Here is a 16798-nt window from a genome sequence, read left to right as displayed (position 1 = left end):
TCTACGCGGTCATCCGCGAGCTGCAACGACTCCTCGCGACCTGGACCGGCGCCTGCCTCACCTGCCACCAACCCGTGAAGCCGTTACACCGCAACAAACGCCACAGAACCTAACAAAGCACTACTAGGGCCTGTTTCATAAGGGCGGTCGAGCCGAGGCGGAGTCCGGGCGGCGATCCGGCAAGGCGCGGTTCCGTTCGGATACCGGTGTCGTATCCGGACGAAACCGCAACGCCGCCGGTCGTCGTCCCGGGCCCGTCGCAGGCCGGCCAGTCCTTATGAAACAGGCCCTCGGGGTCTGCCCGGCGTCAGGCCGGACAGACCCCGAGGACGGGTCAGCGTTTGAGCGTGAAGCTGAAGTCGCCGGAGAGCTTGCCGCTCAACCGGGCCGCCGAAACGACTTTCCCCTCCGTGATGAGTCGGCCGACCTCGGCCCGCGACAGACCGCAACCGTCGGCGATCAGTCGGGTCGGCCGGACCGGGATCCGCGCCGCGTTGCGGACCGCGACGTCGATCACGTCGCAATCCAGGTGATCCGATCCGCCGGTGTCGAGACGCCAGGCGTCGTCCCAGTCCAGGGCGAATCGGTTGCGGTGCTGGACGTCCGGATCCTGAAGCAGTTCGGCGATCAGGCCGCGATCGTTGGCGTGGAGCCGGTCCAGCAGCTCGGGTGGGATGGTGCGCACCGTCATCCGTTCCAGAACGGTGAGCTTCGCCGTCTCCCCGCACTCGGTGCAGAGCACGAGAAGCCAGACGTCGATGAGCTTGTGGTTGGCGTTGACCCGGAACTTGCCGCTCGCCCGAAGGCATCGGGAAGCGCACGCGTGGCAACGGCGGCGAACGATGGGCAGGCAGGTGGGCACGATGGCCCAATGAATGAGCACAGAGGTACACCGGTTTCAGTGAGAAAGTCCGCAGCAAAAAGGAGCGCGGCGCACAGGCGCGACGCGCGACAGATCAGCTCTCGGGAGGTCTCACAGGGTGTACAACGGCACGTCCTTGCCTAGACGACCTGGTTGCGCAGCACGGTAACGGCGCACGGCGGCGCCGCTCCACTGGTTTTCGCGTACGCGTCAGGACCCCGGGTGGCGGGAGGTGCGAACCGCTCAGGCGGTCGGGACCGGCAGCACCACGCCCTCGGCCGCCGACCGGTGTGCCAGCTCGATCAACTCGACGGTGTGGACCGAGTCCCGTGGGTCCACCGGCATCGGTGCGCCGTCGCGCAGCGCGGCAGCCACCTGGGCGTAGAAGCTCTGGTACGCGCCGGGCTCGGTCGGCACCGGCCGCAGGTCACCGTCGACGCCGAGCAGGCCGTAGCGCTCCGGCGGGACCTCGCCCCAGCCCGGCTGGTCCGGTCGGCCGCCGTCGTGCAGCGCCGCCTCCTGCACGTCCAGCCCGTAGCTGGTGTAGCCGGCCCGGTCGCCCAGCACCCGCAGGCGCGGCCCGAGTTGAGCGGTCACCGCACCCATCCACAGGTGCGAGTGGACCCCGTTGGCGTGGGTCAACGCGACGAAGGCGTCGTCGTCGACGGCTGCGCCCGCGCGGCGGCGGTCCACCTCCGCGTAGACGCGGTCGACCCGACCGAACAGCTGCACCGCCTGGTCGACGAGGTGCGCGCCGAGGTCGAACAGGGCACCGCCGGCCTCCTCCGGGCCGGCGAGCTCCCGCCAGCCCGGCTTGATCGTCGGACGGAACCGCTCGAACCGGGACTCGAAGCGCAGCACCTGCCCCAACTCGCCCTGCTCGACCAGGCGGCGGACGGTCAGGAAGTCACCGTCCCAGCGCCGGTTCTGGAAGACCGTCAGCGGCACCCCACGCTCGGCCGCCTCGTCGATCAGCGTGCGGCCTTCCGCCGCCGTGGGGGAGAGGGGCTTGTCGACGACGACCGGCAGGCCGGCGGCGAGCGCCGCGCGCGCCATCGGTACGTGCTGCCGGTTCGGCGTCGCGACCACGACCAGGTCCAGGGCATCCGGGGTACGCCACAACTCGTCGGCGTCGTCGACCAGGCGGGCGTCCGGGAAGTGCTGTCGCGCCTGCTCGCGCCGCTGCGGATCGCGGGTCACGATGGCGTCGAGCCGCAGCCCGGGGGTCGCGGCGATCAGCGGCGCGTGGAACACCCGGCCCGCCAGCCCGTACCCCAGCAGACCAACCCGCAGCGCCTTCGCCATGCCGTGCCCCTTGTCTCCCTGGTCCGCGCCCTGACCCGGCGCCGGTACCGCTGAGGTGAATCTACGCGGGGGGCGGCCGGGGCCGATCTCGGCCCGGCGCCGGTCAGCTCACCGGGTCGGCGCGCAGGTAGGTGAGGACCGCCAGCACCCGCCGGTTGGTGTCGTCGCTGGGCGGCAGGTCGAGCTTCAGCAGGATGTTGCCGACGTGCTTGCCGACCGCGGCCTCGCTGACGTGCAGCCGGCCGGCGATCGAGGCGTTGGAGCGCCCCTCGGCGAGCAGCGCCAACACCTCGCGTTCCCGGGCGGACAGCGCGGCGAGCGGGTCACGGGGGCGGTGCAGAAGCTGCCGGACCACGTCCGGGTCGATGGCGGTGCCGCCGTCGGCGACCCGGCGCAACGTGTCGACGAACTCGGTGACCTCGGCGACCCGGTCCTTGAGCAGGTAGCCCACCCGCTGGCCGTCGCCGCTGTCCAGCAGCGCCGCCGCGTACCCGGTCTGCACGTACTGGCTGAGCACCACGACCGGGAGCTGAGGTCGCTCGGCGCGCAACGAGACGGCCGCGCGCAGCCCGTCGTCGCGGCGGCCCGGCGGCATCCGGATGTCGGTGAGCACCAGGTCCGGTTGGTGGTCGCGGGCCGCCCGCAGGAGGTCCGGCGCGGAGCCGACGGCCGCGCAGACCGTGAAGTCGAAGCGGGTCAGTAGCGCGACCAGACCCTCGCGCAGCAGCACCTCGTCCTCGGCGAGCACCACCCGGGTCACCGACGACATGGCAGCTCCACCCGGACCACTGTAGGCCCGCCGGGTGGGCTGGACAGCAGCAGCCGGCCGTCCACGGCGGCGACCCGGTCGGCGAGCCCGGTCAGACCGGTGCCCCGGGCCGGTTCGGCGCCGCCGTGACCGTCGTCGGTCACCTCGACGACGAGGTCACCGTCGGCCCGGGTGAGGCGTACGTCGGCGCGGGTCGCCCCGGCGTGCCGGGCCACGTTGCCCAGCGCCTCGGAGACCACGAAGTAGGCGGTGGTCTCCACCATCTCCGGCAGCTCGCCGTGCAGGTCGGTGTGCACGGCGACCGGGATGGTGGCGGCGTCGGCCAGCTCGCGTACCGCGCCGGCCAGGCCGAGGTCGGTGAGGCTCTGCGGGCGGATGCCGTGCACCAACTGCCGCAGCATCACCATCAGGCCCCGGGCCTGGTCGTGGGCCACGGCGAGCGGGCGGGCGGCGGGGGAGTCCTCGGGTACGTCCAGCCGGGCCAGCCCCAGCTGCAGGGTGAGGCTGGTGAGTCGGGGCTGCGCGCCGTCGTGCAGGTCGCGTTCGATGCGACGGCGTTCGGCCTCGTACGCGCCGACCAGTCGGGTGCGGGAGCGGGTGACCTCGCGCAGCGCCGCCGCGTCCACCGGGTGGGCCAGCAGCCACCGGGCCACCGCCGCCTGGACGACGGCGAGCAGGCCGACGGCGTACCAGAGCACCGGGATCAGCAGCACCCCCACGATCGCGTACGGGATGGCTTCGCCGGTGCTGTCGATCGGCTGCCAGATCACCACCGGCTGATTGGCGTCGCCGGCCAGCCAGGGGCTGGAGATCATTCCAAGGTCGAGCAGCACCAGCACCAGGAACACCCAGTACGCGACCGGCGTGAACCCGCCCAGCCAGAACAGGTACGCCACCTCCCGCCAGGCGGCCGCGCTGCGGTAGCGGGCGACCAGGCCCGGCCACGGCGACGGCGGCAGCGGACGACCGTCGACCAGCCCGACCCGCCAACGCTCGACGGCGGCCACCGGGAAGCTCACCAGCGGGGCCAACGCCAGCAGGGTGAGGCTGCCGGTCGCCAGGAACAGCATCAGCGCGATGCTCGGCGGTCGGCCGTGCAGCCGGAGCGCGTTGACGGCGGCCAGCAGCGGAGCGCCGATGACGAGCAACCCGACGCCGAGCACGCCGGCGATCGGCACCGTGGTCACCAGGTAGGCCAGCGCGCGCCAGGGCCACGCGGAGAGCAGCCAGCGGCGGCGGCGCAGCGCCTCGGCCAGCTGCGAGGGGTGTTCCGTGGTCATGCAGCAGACGCTAATCGGGGGCGACCGGGTGCCCCAGCCGTCCAGATCCACTCTTCGGGGTATGCCCAGCACTACCGGTGAACGCGTGTGCCGGGTCCGGAAACGGGAAGAACGGGCCGTCACGCGGCCCGCGTGACCTGTGCTGGCGGCGGCTGGAGAGACATGGGTGCCAGGACCTTCGTGGTGGTCGGCGGGACCAGTGGTCTCGGCCTCGCGGTGGCCCGACTGCTCGTCGACGAGCATCAGGTCGTGGTGTTCGGCAACGTGCCGGCCGAGGTGGCCGCGGTGACCGACGAACTGGGGTGCGACGGGGCGGTCTGCGACATCGCCTCCTACGAGCAGGTCCACGACGGGTTCGCCGAGGTGGTCGAGCGCTACGGCACGATCGACGGGGTGGCGGCCTGCGCCTCGATGTGGGCGGGCGGCGACCTGGGCGACCTGTCGGTGGAGCACATCCGCCGAGCCGTGGAGATCAACGTTCTGGGCATCACGTACCTGCTGCGGGAGGCGGTGCAGCACCTGCACCGGCAGGGCCACGGCAATGTCGTCTACATCGGCGCGCTGGCGCTGGCGGCTCCCCGGCCCGGCATCCCCGTCTACCGGGCCACCAAGAGCTACGGCAACAGCCTGGTCGACTCGCTGGCCGAGGCCCAGCACAGCAACCGGGTCAAGGTGATGCAGCTGCACCCCGGGCCGATGCCGACGCGGCTACAGGAACGGGTGGGTGCCGAGTTCCTGGACGAGGTGTACGCCATGCCCGATCAGGTCGCCACGGAGGTCGTCCGGCTGCTGCTGCTCGAACCCGACGACCTCTACGTCTCCGGTGAGCGCGTGCTGCGCGCGGACGGGCGGTGGTGACGGCCGCAGCCGGACCCGCCGACCGTCCGGCCTCGGCGTGGGCGCCGCTGCGCACGGCGGTCTACCGCAACCTGTGGTTGGCCCTGCTCGCCGCCAACATCGGCACCTGGATGCAGACCGTCGGCGCGCAGTGGCTGCTGATCAACCACTCCAACGCCTCCACCCTGGTCGCGTTGGTGCAGACCGCCGGTCTGCTGCCGGTGCTGCTGCTGGCGTTGCCGGCCGGGGTGCTGGCTGACAGCTTCGACCGCCGGCACCTGCTGATCGCCGTGCAGCTGTTCCTGGTGGCGGTGGCGGTGGCGTTGACGCTGCTCACTCTGACCGACCGGATGCCGCCGGCGCTGCTGCTCACCCTCACCTTCGCGTTCGGGGTCGGGCAGGCGCTGACCCTGCCGGCCTGGGCGGCGGTGATCCCGGAGCTGGTGCCGCAGGAGCAGTTGCGGTCGGCGTCCGCGCTCGGTTCGATCAGCGTGAACGTGGCGAGGGCGGTCGGGCCCGCGGTGGCCGGTGTGCTGATCGCCCGTACCGGCGTCGCCCCGGTCTTCGGCATCAACGCTGTCGCCTTCGGCATCTTCGCGTACGCGCTGTGGCGCTGGCGGCCCGGCAACGCCCGCGCGGTCGAGGTGCCCGAACGGTTCGCCGCCGCGTTGCGCGCCGGCAGCCGCTACGTTCGCCACTCGCCGACCGTCCGCAGGCTGTTGCGCCGGGCGCTGGTCTTCGTTGTCCCGGCCAGCGCGTTGTGGGCGTTGCTGCCGTTGGTCGCGAGTCGCCGGCTGGGGCTGGGCTCCGGCGGGTACGGGGTGCTGCTGGCCGCCCTCGGCGTGGGCGCCATCGCGGGTGGCGTGCTGCTGGCCGTGATCCGTACCCGGCTGTCGGCCAACCAGCTCCTGCTGATCGCCGGGGCGCTGTTCACCGTGGCGCTGACAGTGGTGGGCACCGTGCGCGCGGTGCCGCTGGTGCTGCTCGCCCTGCTGCCCGCCGGGATGGCCTGGGTGACGGTGCTGGCCAACGTCAACGCCGAGATGCAGCTCTTCCTGCCCAGCTGGGTACGGGCCCGGGGCCTGGCCGTCTACCAGGTGTGTTTCGCCGGTGGGCAGGCGGTCGGCGCGCTGCTCTGGGGCGTGGTGGCCGAGATGGCCGGTTTGGCCCTCGCGTACCTGTCGGCGGCGGCGTTGATGCTGGTCGGCACCCTGACGAGTCGGATCTGGCCGTTGCCGGACCTGCGCTCGGTGAACCGTGAACCGGCGGTGTACTGGCCACAACTGCACCTGGCGCGCGAACCGGACCCGGGGGTGGGGCCGGTGCTGGTGACGGTGGAGTACACGGTCCGGCCGGAGCGGGCCCGACAGTTCCTGGTGGCGATGGACCTGGTGCGGGGCGCGCGGCAACGGACCGGCGCGATGCGCTGGGGGCTGTTCCGCCCGGCCGAGACGGTGGATCGGTTCGTCGAGGTGTATCTGGTGCCGTCCTGGGACGAGCACCTGCGTCAGCACGGTGGCCGGTTGACCGGTGAGGACCGCGCGGCCGAGCAACGGGCCCGGGAGCTGACCGAGGGGGCGCCCGAGGTCCGACACCTGGTGCCCGCCGCCGCCGGCCCGACACTGTCGGACGACCGCGAGGCGCTCTGACGCACACCCCGGCGCTGCTGACGGGAGCAGCCGTACGGCGTACGGCCGGGTTGTTAGGATGGTCGGACCATGGCGAGTGAGCGCAAGGCCACCGCGGACCCGGCCCGCAGTCTGGCCCTTCTCTGGCGCACCCGGGAGCCGACCAGCCGCAGCGCCGGTCCGGCGCTCAGCGTCGACCGGATCGTCCGGGCCGCGATCGACATCGCCGACGCCGAAGGCCTCGACGCGCTGACCATGCGTCGGGTCGCCGAGGCGCTGGGGGTTGGCACGATGTCGGTCTACACCTACGTGCCGGGCAAGGCCGAACTCGTCGCCGTCATGATCGACACCGCGTACGGCGAGATGCCGCGCCCCGCCGTCGAGGGCGACTGGCGCACCCGGCTGGAGCGGATCGCCCGCGACAATCTGGCGCTCTACCAGCGGCACCCCTGGATGCTGCGGGCCGAGACGACCCGCCCGGTGCTCGGCCCGCACCTGGTGGCCAAGTACGACTACGAGCTCGCCGCGATCGTCGACATCGGGCTCACCGACGTCGAGATCGACGCGGTGCTCACCCTCGTGCTGGGTCACGTGAAGAGCGCCGCGCGGGCCGCCTCCGAGGTGGTTGACCTGGAGCGCGAGACCGGCATGACCGACGGCCAGTGGTGGCAGTCGCACGCGCCCTGGCTGGAGACGTTCATGACGGCCGGCGCCTACCCGATCGCCTCCCGGGTCGGCACCGCGGCCGGCCAGCAGCACGGGGCCGCGTACGGCCCGCAGTACGCGTTCGAATTCGGTCTGCAACGCGTCCTCGACGGGATCTCCGTGGTGGTCGCCGAGCGGGCGGCCAACCGGTAGCCGGTGTTCCACCCGGACGTCAACGCCACTCGCCGCTGACCTGGACGGTCGGGCTCGCCGGAACCCGCCCGGTCCCGGTCGTCCGGGTGGTACGACTGGGGCGGCGGTAGCAGCTGCGGCCGGGGAAGGATGGGGATGGCGGGCAGGCTTCCGGGACGGCTGCTGCTCCGGCGTGAAAACCCGGGCCGGACGTCGTTCCTGGAGCTCTTCTTCGACCTGGCGTTCATCTTCGCGCTGACCCGGTTGTCCCGGACGCTGCTCGACGACCACAGCCTCAACGGCGGCTTCCAGGTGTTGCTGATGTTGGCGGCGCTGTGGTGGGTGTGGTTCGTGACCGCCTGGTCGGCGGACTGGTTCGACCCCCGAGCCCCGCTGGTCGTCGCCCTGCTGCTCTGGGTGATGTTCGGCGGCCTGTTGATGTCCGCGGCCGTACCCACCGTGTTCGAGAACCACGCCATGGTGTTCGCCGCCGTCTACGTGGCCATCCACCTGGGTCGGGCGGCGATCCTCCTCCCCGCCCTGCGGGGGCACCCGCTACTGGTGCGGAGCCTGCGGGTGGCGATCTGGTTCGCGATCTCCGGCGTGCTCTGGGTGGTCGGGGCGGCCGTGGCCCCGGCCCGGGAGGTGCTCTGGGCGCTGGCCCTCGTGCTGGAGTACTCCCTGGCCCGGCTGCGCTGGCCGTTCCCAGGGCTCGGACGCAGCACCTGGCCGGATCTCCAGGTGAACGGCAGACACCTGTCCGAGCGGTACCAACAGATCTTCATCATCGCGGTGGGTGAGCTGATCCTGGTCGCCGGCATCACCTACAGCGAGTCCGGTTTGAGCCGGGACAGCACGGTGGCCTTCGCACTGGGGTTCGTGACCGCGGTGGCCCTGGCCCGGCTCTATCTGGTGCCCGCCGGCGGGCGGCTCGGCGCCAGAATCGAGGCGGAGGGCCCACCCGGCAGCAAGTTGACCCTGCTGGCGGGCTACCTGCACCTCGTCATGATCGCCGGAGTGCTGACCACCTCGGTGGCCATGCAGATGACGATCGCGGCTCCGGGCGGACACGGCATGGGACAGTTGACGCTGGCCGTCGTCGGCCCCGTGTTGTTCCTGATCGCCCGGATCCTGCTCGCGGCGGTGGTCGACGGCAGCAGGCCCTGGGCGCGCCTGATCGGTGTGCCGGCCATCATCGTGGGCGGGCTGGCCACCGGGAAGCTCCCGCAACTGGTCAACGGTGCCGTCGTCGCCGGGGTGCTGCTGCTGATCGTCCTCTTCGACGCGATGCCGGGACTGTGGCGGTTCATCCGGCGGTCCGGCGACAGCGACGCGCCAGACCAGCGGCGACACGGATAGCTGCCCCGATGTCTGAGGGAAGACCACAGCACGGCGACCAGCCGCGACGATCCGACGTGGTGGAGTTGCGGGTGCACGGCGTGTCCGGGGCAGACCCCAAGGTCATCCTCGACTGGGCGCAGGTCCGGCAGGTCGCCGGCGACGACAGCGGGGGCTTCCACCGCCCCGCCCCGTCGGACGACGCCGAACCGGACGGGGTGACGCTGGAGGCGTACCGCTGGGGCGACCTGCCCTCGGGCACCGTCGGCCGTACCCTCGCCATGGTCTTCCTGCTGCCATTCATGTTCAGCAACGTGGCCGTGTGGATGCGCCCCACGGGCCGCTACCGCGCAGGCGGGGTCAACGTGCTGTGCCGGCTCCTCGCGCTCAACCTCACAGTGCTGTACGTGGTGGCCATCGCCGGGGTCGGCCTCGACCTGCTCGCCTGGCGGTGTCTCGGCGCGGCCCGCTGCCGCGCGCCCTTCGACACGATGGCGGGGCTCGACGGCTGGCACGTCGGGCAGCGACTGGCCGTGCTGGCGCTCCTGCCGATCGCCGCCATCGCGGTCCTGCGTCTACTCGGCACCCGTCGGTCCGGCCCGACCGGCCACGCGACGTGGGCCATGGAGCCGTTGGTGCGCCGGCTGCGCATGATCCATGTCGCCGCCGCGCTCGCCGTCCTCGATCTCGTGCTGCTCACGGCCCGTCACGCCGGTGGCGCGACGGTCGGGACGACGCTGTTGCTGGTGCTCAACGCGGCGGTGTTGCTGGCCTGCATCGGTCTGCTCGCCGTTCCGGGATTGATCGACCGGGCGGGGATCACGCGAGCGGTCACCTGGATCGCCCGCGCGCTGGGCGTGGTGGCGGTCGGCCTGAGCGTGGCGACCCTCGTCATCGTGGCGACCGACCGGGGTGGCTGGTCGCCGACTTCCGAGCTGCCCGGCTACGGCGGGATCGCGGGTGCGGCACTGCTCGGCCAGATGGCCCTGCTGGTGCTGCTCAGCGCGGTGGTGCTCTGGAAGCGCGGTCGGGTGGGCGGCCGGTCCGCGCTGCCGGGTGGTCTGGGCGCTGCGGTCCTCGCCACCATCGCGGTCGCCCTGGCCGGCGGCCTGTCCGCCGGCCTGGTCTACCAGACCGGGGAGTTGCTCGGCGGCTACCGCAGTGACGGTGGGCCACCGTTACCGTATCGCTGGACGCTGCTCGCCTTCTTCCTGCACGTCGTCGCGACGGCACTGCTGTGCGGCGTGATGACCCTCACGTCACGGCGGCGCCGGCAGCGGGCGGCGGCGGCAATCACCGCCCGCGACTTTCCGGTCGTGCCGCCGGAGGCGGTCGGTCGGCTGCGCCTGACGACGAAGACCATCGCCCGGGCCCGGTTCACCGAGTGGTTGGGCCTGCTGGCCGCCACGTACGCGGCGCTCGCGGTGATCGGGCTGACAACGAGTCTGGTGGGGGCTACCGGCCGCGATCCGGAGGTGTTGGCGCGGCAGTTCCTCGGGCTGCCGGCCGGAGCCGTCGAGATGGGGCTCAACGGGGCCAGCTACCTCATCGCCGCGTTGCTGCTCACACTGTTGGCGGGTGGCGTGTTCGCCTATCGGACCGGGTGGTTTCGCCGGCACGTCGGCATCCTGTGGGACCTGGGCACCTTCTGGCCCCAAGCCGCGCACCCGTTCGCACCGCCGAGTTACGCCGACCGCGCGGTGCCGGAGTTGGCCGGCCGGATCAGTCAACTGGCCGAGCGGCACGCCGGGGTGTTGCTCTGTGGGCACAGCCACGGGTCCGCGCTGCTCGCTCTCGCGGTGCTGCGACTGCCCCCGCAGGTATGTCGACGGGTCGCCCTGCTCACCTACGGGTCACCGCTGGACCGCCTCTACGCCCGGCTCTTTCCGGCCTACCTCACCGAGGAGATGCTGCGTGAGCTGGGGGAGCGGGTCGAGTGGCGGTGGCTCAACCTCTGGCGGGACACCGATCCGGTCGGCGGTTGGGTCTTCGCCGCACACCGGCCCGGCGATCCGCCTCCGGACCCGGACGATCCGGCGGGTCAGGTCGACCGGCGGCTGCGGGACCCACCGGAGCTGCTGCCGGCAGCGGGGAAGCGGTCTGCGCCGCCGTTACGAGGGCATCATCCGGGTGAGGACGACCCCGAATTCCGGGCGGCGGTGCGCGAGCTCACCGAACGCCTCCGTCGTGCTGTCTGAGCCGCGCCGGCCGCGCGTTGGTCATGCTGAGCGGCGCCGTCTGCCGGGCGACAGCGTCGGGGCGCCGATCAACGGTCCATCTCGGGAATTCGGTCGGACTCCGCCACCGTCGCGCGGACCTTCCGCAGCGTGGCGTCCGGGGCGCGGATGGCGGCACGCCAGCGGTCCAGCGTGCGAGTGAGCACCCGGACCACGAACTGCAACTGGTTGACCTGCTCGCGGAGCGTGCCCAGCTCGGACCGGGCGCTGAGCGCCTCGACCTCCAACTGGGTGATCCGGGTCTGCAACGGCTGCACGAGGGTGAGGGCGGCCTCGGTGAGCGTGTCGGCGGCATCGGCCTTGAACTTGCCCCGCTGCACCACCACGGCGGCGATCGCGGCCAGGCCGGTGCCTCCCCCGAGGATGCCGAGCACGCTGAGCGCCACCTGTACCCAGTGCGGTGCGGCCGGCGCGGGTGCGGTGATCACGTGACACCTGTCCGCAACTGTTCGTAGGTCGCAGATTCGCAGACGCGGGCCAGGCGACGCAGGTCGATGGCGATCTGCGCGGCCCGCCAGAACGATCCGACAGTGACCGCCATCATGAACGAGATCGCGACGATGGAATTCCGTCCTGACACGACCGACACGGCTACCGCGTACATGCCGGTGATCGTGCCGAGCACCAGCACCGACGCGAGTTCGAGGCCGAGCCCGGTGGAGAGCCGGCCGGGCCACAGGATGCCCAGAAGTCCACCCACGCCCACCGCGATCTGACCCAGCTCCCAGGCGATCAGGATGGGTTGCGGCATGGACAGGTGAACGGATGTCGGACGGACGTCGAGGGTCAGGATCAGAACGCCGGAGAGGGCTGCCGCGACCAAGACAGCGATCTCGTACGGTCGGTGGCTGGGTCGGATACGGGTTCTCACGGCAACTCCTTGGTCCAGAACCGACGTCCGGCATGGCCGGCGGACCAGTGCCGTTGGGCTGGGTCGCGCTGTCGAACTGCGGTCCGTGCGGCAAGGCCCATTGCTGCGCCGCCTGCTGACGGTCGTGGGGCGAGAAGACGGAGCGACTAGACGTCGTTGGCTGCCGGTATCTGCCTGTGTATCACCTATGACCGGCTGTCGTCCACCTGGTGTAATGTCGCGTTACCCCAGCTCAGAGCCCATGTCAGGCGCGTTTGGACGGTGCTGGCGCAGGAAGTGCGGCGACCCGGTCACTCCACCACCTCGCTGACGACCAGTGTCGGATATCTTGCTGAGGGTGACGGTGGTGTGACCGGGTCGCCGATCGATCAACGGGCGAGCAGGGCGCGCACCGCGCGGAGCACCTCGGCGGGGGCCTCCTCCGCCATGAAGTGCCCACAGCTGACCGTCTGGTGGTCCAGGTCGGGCGCCCAGGCCCGCCACACCGCCGCCGCGTCGTAGCCCAGCGCCGCGCCCCAGTCCTGCTGGAGCACCGTCACCGGCATCCGCAGCTGGTTGCCGGCCGCCCGGTCGGCGACGTCGTGCGCCACGTCAATCCCGGCCGACGCCCGATAGTCGGCGACGATCGAGGGGACCGCGTCGCGGGACGCGCGCAGGTACGCGACCCGCACGTCCGCCGGCAGGGCCTCCGGGTCACGGGTCCAGATGTCCAGGAAGTGACCGAAGAAAGCGTCCGGGCTGCCGGCGATCAGCTCTTCGGGCAGGCCGGGCGGCTGCGCCATCAGGTACAGGTGGAACGCGACAGCGGCGCTGGTGCCGTGCAGCACGTCCCACATGTCCAGGGTGGGTAGCACGTCGAGCAGGGCCAGCTGACTGATCGCCGCCGGATGATCGAGGCCGGCCCGGAACGCGACCAGGGCACCCCGGTCGTGCCCGGCCAACGCGAACCGGTCGTGACCGAGCGCGCCGGCCAGCGCCACGATGTCGGCGGCCATCGTGCGCTTGGCGTACGCGGTGCCGTCGGTGTCGAGCGGCTTGTCGCTGTCGCCGTAGCCGCGCAGGTCGGGGCAGATGACCGTGTGGTCGGCGGCCAGGTCGGCCGCGACGTGCCGCCACATGAGGTGGGTCTGCGGAAAGCCGTGCAACAGCACGATCGCCGGCCCGGAACCGCCCACGGCGGCGTTGAGCGTCACCCCGTCGGCGACGGTGACGCGTCGGTAGTCGAATCCGTTGATCCTGGGGTCCACGGGGAACCTTCCTGGTGAGCAGTGCCGGCGAGGGCGGTGGCCGGTCGCCGTCGTACCTCATCGAGCCTGCCCGCCGGTGATCAGCAGCCGGTCAGCGTCGGATCAGTGCCGGCCGGGCAGCCCGCCTACTGTGGTGCCATGACCAGGCAGCTGACGGCGCCCGTCACGGTGACCTTCGGCGTGCTCGGGCCGGTGACCGCCGCGACCGAGCGCGGCCCGGTTCCCCTGCGGGGACACCGGCAGCGCCTGGTGCTGGGCCGGTTGTTGATCGCCCACGGTCGGGTGGTGCCGGTGGAGCGTCTCGTCGACGACCTGTGGGACGTCGCACCGGACGGCGCGGTGGGAGCGATCCGGACCTTCGTCGCCGACCTGCGCCGGGCCCTCGAGCCCGATCGACCACCCCGGCAGCCGCCGCGGATCCTGGTCACCGAGCCGCCCGGGTACGTGTTGAGGGCCGCTCCGGAAGCGGTGGACGCCGGGCGGTTCGAGGTTGCCGTCGGGGAGGCGGCCCGGCTGCTGGCGGCCGGACGTCCCGCGCCGGCCCTGGCCGCGCTGGACGCGGCACTCGAACTCTGGCGCGGACCCGCGTACGCCGACTGCGCCAACGAGTCCTGGGCCGTCGCGGAGATCAATCGACTGAACGAGCTGCGGATGCTCGCCGTCGAGCGGCGGGCCGAGGCGCTCCTGGCGATGGGCCGACCGGACGAGGCCGCCTCGGACCTGCCGGCACACCTGGCCAGCCATCCGCTGCGCGAAGACGCCTGGCGACTGCTCGCGGTGGCCCGGTACCGCGCCGGCCGGCAGGGCGACGCGCTGGCCGCGCTGCGGGAGGCCCGCCACGTCCTGGTGACCGAGCTGGGCGTGGACCCGGGGCCCGAGCTGCGACAGGTGGAAGCCGACATCCTGGCCCAGGCCCCGCACCTCACCCCACCCCTCGACCGGGCCGAGACCCCCGGCCCCGGGGAACTCGTTCGACACGTCGAGACGGGGCAGCGCCCGTTCGTCGGCCGCGACGCGGAGCTTCAGCGGCTGCGGCACGCCGCCGAGGCCGCGTCCCGTGGTCGCCGGCCAACGCTCGCCCTGCTCAGCGGCGACCCGGGCGCCGGCAAGACGGCGCTGGCGGAGGCCCTGACCCGGCAGCTCGCCGCCGAGGGCTGGACCACGGCGTGGGGACGCAGCCCGGAGTACGAGGGCGCTCCGCCGGCGTGGCCCTGGACCCAGATCACCGACGCGCTCACCGATCCGGCTGCCTCCGTGGCCGCCGCCGATCCGGCTGCCTCCGTCGACGCAGCGGGGCCGGCTGACGGCTCGGCGGAACGGTCGGCCGACCCCGCCACGGTGCGATTTCGTCGGCACCGTGCGGTGGCGTCGCTGCTCTCCGCGGTCGCCGACCGGGGGCCGGTCCTCCTGGTCCTCGACGACCTGCACCGAGCCGACGGTGACACCCTGGACCTGTTGACCGCACTGCTCACCGGCCCGCAACCGGCCAGCGGGCCGGTGCTGATCCTCGGCACCTACCGGGCCACCGAGATCAGCCCGGAGCTGACCGCCACCCTGGCCCGCGCCGCCGGGCTGGAGCCGGTCCGGGAGTACCTTGCCGGCCTGCCCGCGTCGGCGACCGGTGAACTGGCCGGCGTCATCGTCGGGGCGGAACTGGACCCGAGCACCGCCCGGTCCATCCATCGACGCAGCGGCGGTAACCCGTTCTTCGTCCGCGAACTGGCCCAGCTGTACGCGACCGAGGGGGAGTCGGGGCTGGCCGCCGTGCCGCCCGGGGTACGCGACGTGATCCGGCACCGGTTGGCGCAGCTACCCGCCTCGACCCGTACCGTGCTGCGACAGGCCGCAGTGCTCGGCCGAGACCTCGACCCGGACGTGCTGGGCGTGTTGGCCGGTGATTCGACGGCGGCGCTGGACGCCGTGGACCGTGCCCTGGCGGCCGGATTCCTCAGCGAGCGGGAGCCCGACGGGCGGCTGCGCTTCACCCACATCCTGGTCCGCGACACGCTCTACGCCGACCTGTCCGCGTCGCGCCGTTCCTCCTGGCACGCGGCCGTCGCCGAGGTGCTGCGACAGCGGGAACCCGTCGAGCCGGCGGCGCTCGCGTACCACCTGCTGCGCGCCGGTGGGCAGGTCGCGGCCGCCGAGGCGTCGAGGTACGCCCGGGTGGCGGCCGAGCGGGCCGAACAGGGCGGCAACCCCCACGAGGCGGCCCGGCTGTGGGGTCAGGCGATTGACGCGTACGACCGAGCCGGTGGGGTCGAGCCGCGTGGGCGGGTGACCGCGCTGCTCGGCCTGGGGCGGGCGCTGGCGGTGACGGGCCGGTTGGCCGAGGCACGGCGACGGCGCGCCGAGGCGATCACCGCCGCCGAGTCCACCGGCGACCCCCTGCTGATCCAGGAGGCGCTGGCCGGCTTCGACGTGCCGGCCAGTTGGACGCGCAACGACGACGACCTGCTCTCCGGGCACATCGTCCGAGCCGCCGAACACGCCCTGGCCGCGCTCGGCCCGACCCGCTCGGCGCAGCGCAGCCGACTGCTGAGCACCCTCGCGCTGGAGTTGCGTGGCACCACCACCGATCGTGGCCGCGATGCCGCCGACGAGGCCGAGACGATCGCCCGCAGCGTCGGCGATCCCGGGCTGGTGGCCTTCGCGCTCAACGCCCGTTTCATGCACGCCTTCCACCGCGTCGGCCTGGCCGACGAGCGGGCCCGGATCGGCGTCGAACTGGTCGACCTGGCCGTCCGGCACCACCTGGTGACCTTCGAGGTGCTCGGTCACCTCGTCCTGGTCCAGGCCTGCTGCGCGCTGGCCGACCGGCCCGGCGCCGACGCACACGCGCGCGCCGCCGACCGCCTCGCCGAACGGTACGAGTTGCCGTTGGTCGGCGTCTTCACCCGGTGGTACGCCGCGATGCGGCTGGCCCTCGACGGCGACTCGGACGCGGCGGCACGGGCGTACGCCTCGGCTGCCGATCGCGTCAGCGCCGGTGGCATGCCGGGGCTGACCGACGGGCTGCTCCCCCTGGCCCTGCTCGGCCTGCGGCTGGCGGACACCGTCGGCGTCGACCGGCCGACCACCGGGCCCGGCGGCGTCGACGGGCTGGTCACCGGCGCGGACGACTGGGCGGGCCTGGACTGGGGTCCGCACGAGCCGTGGGTCCGGCCGTTGCTGCTGCTCGCCGACGGCGAACGGGACGCCGCCGCAGCCGCCCTGCGGGCCCTTCCCGAGGGACCGCACGATCTGCTGCGCGAGGTACGGCTCTGCCTCGTCGGTCGGGCGGCGCTCGTGCTCGGCGACCGGGCCACGATGACCCGGGTCCACGCCGAACTGCTGCCGGCCGCCGAGGAGTTGGCCGCGGGCAGCGGGGTGCTCACCGTCGGCCCGGTGGCCGGGCACCTCGCCGACCTGGCCGCCGCGCTCGGCCGGGACGAGGAGGCGGCCGAACACCGTCGTACGGCCCGTGCGGTGACCGCCCGCGCCCGCGCCTCGGCCTGACCCGCACCCGCGACCACGACAACTTGCCGGTTTCCGCCGGAACCCACCGGCCGGTGCGGTCAGATGGAGCCACCGACGCGTCCGCCGTC

General features: G+C 72.8%; 13 protein-coding genes. 6 read left to right on the top strand and 7 right to left on the bottom strand.

Going from position 1 to position 16798, the window contains the following annotated elements:
• Positions 1-334: 334 nt before the first annotated feature.
• The 4 genes from DLJ59_RS22595 to DLJ59_RS22580 all read right to left on the bottom strand — a co-directional run bounded on the left by DLJ59_RS22595 (position 335) and on the right by DLJ59_RS22580 (position 4216).
• Positions 335-883 carry a DUF1062 domain-containing protein gene (locus tag DLJ59_RS22595; protein ID WP_124774614.1) on the bottom strand — a complete coding sequence of 183 codons (549 nt, stop codon included), beginning with the start codon at positions 881-883 and terminating at the stop codon, positions 335-337.
• A gap of 222 nt (positions 884-1105) precedes the next feature.
• Positions 1106-2167, bottom strand: a complete 1062-nt coding sequence (locus DLJ59_RS22590; protein ID WP_124774613.1) for a Gfo/Idh/MocA family oxidoreductase — start codon at positions 2165-2167, stop codon at positions 1106-1108.
• 103 nt (positions 2168-2270) lie between these two features.
• The gene (locus tag DLJ59_RS22585; RefSeq protein WP_124774612.1) at positions 2271-2936 is read right to left on the bottom strand and encodes a response regulator transcription factor; all 666 of its coding nucleotides are present in this window, start codon (positions 2934-2936) and stop codon (positions 2271-2273) included.
• The gene (locus DLJ59_RS22580) at positions 2924-4216 is read right to left on the bottom strand and encodes a sensor histidine kinase (protein ID WP_124774611.1); all 1293 of its coding nucleotides are present in this window, start codon (positions 4214-4216) and stop codon (positions 2924-2926) included. The genes DLJ59_RS22585 and DLJ59_RS22580 overlap by 13 nt, the downstream gene beginning before the upstream one ends.
• A 162-nt stretch (positions 4217-4378) precedes the next feature.
• Between DLJ59_RS22580 and DLJ59_RS22575 the strand changes: the two genes are divergently transcribed.
• From DLJ59_RS22575 to DLJ59_RS22555, 5 genes are all read left to right on the top strand, one after another.
• Complete coding sequence (locus tag DLJ59_RS22575) at positions 4379-5074, top strand: SDR family NAD(P)-dependent oxidoreductase (protein WP_124774610.1); 696 nt, start codon at positions 4379-4381, stop codon at positions 5072-5074.
• Positions 5068-6702 (top strand): MFS transporter, encoded by a 1635-nt coding sequence (locus tag DLJ59_RS22570; RefSeq protein WP_124774609.1) that lies wholly within the window; start codon positions 5068-5070, stop codon positions 6700-6702. The genes DLJ59_RS22575 and DLJ59_RS22570 overlap by 7 nt, the downstream gene beginning before the upstream one ends.
• 69 nt (positions 6703-6771) lie before the next feature.
• Positions 6772-7539 carry a TetR/AcrR family transcriptional regulator gene (locus tag DLJ59_RS22565; RefSeq protein ID WP_124774608.1) on the top strand — a complete coding sequence of 256 codons (768 nt, stop codon included), beginning with the start codon at positions 6772-6774 and terminating at the stop codon, positions 7537-7539.
• Between the two features lie 135 nt (positions 7540-7674).
• Positions 7675-8877: a low temperature requirement protein A gene (locus tag DLJ59_RS22560; protein ID WP_158630892.1), complete on the top strand. Its 1203-nt coding sequence runs from the start codon at positions 7675-7677 to the stop codon at positions 8875-8877.
• A gap of 8 nt (positions 8878-8885) precedes the next feature.
• Complete coding sequence (locus DLJ59_RS22555) at positions 8886-11054, top strand: hypothetical protein (RefSeq protein WP_124774606.1); 2169 nt, start codon at positions 8886-8888, stop codon at positions 11052-11054.
• 68 nt (positions 11055-11122) lie between these two features.
• On the opposite strand, the gene DLJ59_RS22550 is transcribed toward DLJ59_RS22555, so the two are convergent.
• The 3 genes from DLJ59_RS22550 to DLJ59_RS22540 all read right to left on the bottom strand — a co-directional run bounded on the left by DLJ59_RS22550 (position 11123) and on the right by DLJ59_RS22540 (position 13211).
• Positions 11123-11521: a hypothetical protein gene (locus DLJ59_RS22550; protein WP_124774605.1), complete on the bottom strand. Its 399-nt coding sequence runs from the start codon at positions 11519-11521 to the stop codon at positions 11123-11125.
• Positions 11518-11964 carry a hypothetical protein gene (locus DLJ59_RS22545; protein ID WP_124774604.1) on the bottom strand — a complete coding sequence of 149 codons (447 nt, stop codon included), beginning with the start codon at positions 11962-11964 and terminating at the stop codon, positions 11518-11520. The genes DLJ59_RS22550 and DLJ59_RS22545 overlap by 4 nt, the downstream gene beginning before the upstream one ends.
• Positions 11965-12332: 368 nt before the next feature.
• On the bottom strand, positions 12333-13211 hold the full coding sequence (locus tag DLJ59_RS22540; protein WP_124774603.1) for an alpha/beta fold hydrolase: 879 nt from the start codon (positions 13209-13211) through the stop codon (positions 12333-12335).
• 138 nt (positions 13212-13349) lie between these two features.
• Here DLJ59_RS22540 and DLJ59_RS22535 point away from each other — a divergent pair, with 138 nt between their 5' ends.
• Complete coding sequence (locus DLJ59_RS22535; RefSeq protein WP_124774602.1) at positions 13350-16709, top strand: ATP-binding protein; 3360 nt, start codon at positions 13350-13352, stop codon at positions 16707-16709.
• Positions 16710-16798 lie beyond the last annotated feature (89 nt).

The organism is Micromonospora inaquosa (assembly GCF_003857055.1).
Taxonomy (GTDB): Bacteria; Actinomycetota; Actinomycetes; order Mycobacteriales; family Micromonosporaceae; genus Micromonospora; species Micromonospora inaquosa.
Note: the sequence above shows the minus strand (reverse complement) of the source record. Positions and strands in the feature narration are given on the sequence as shown.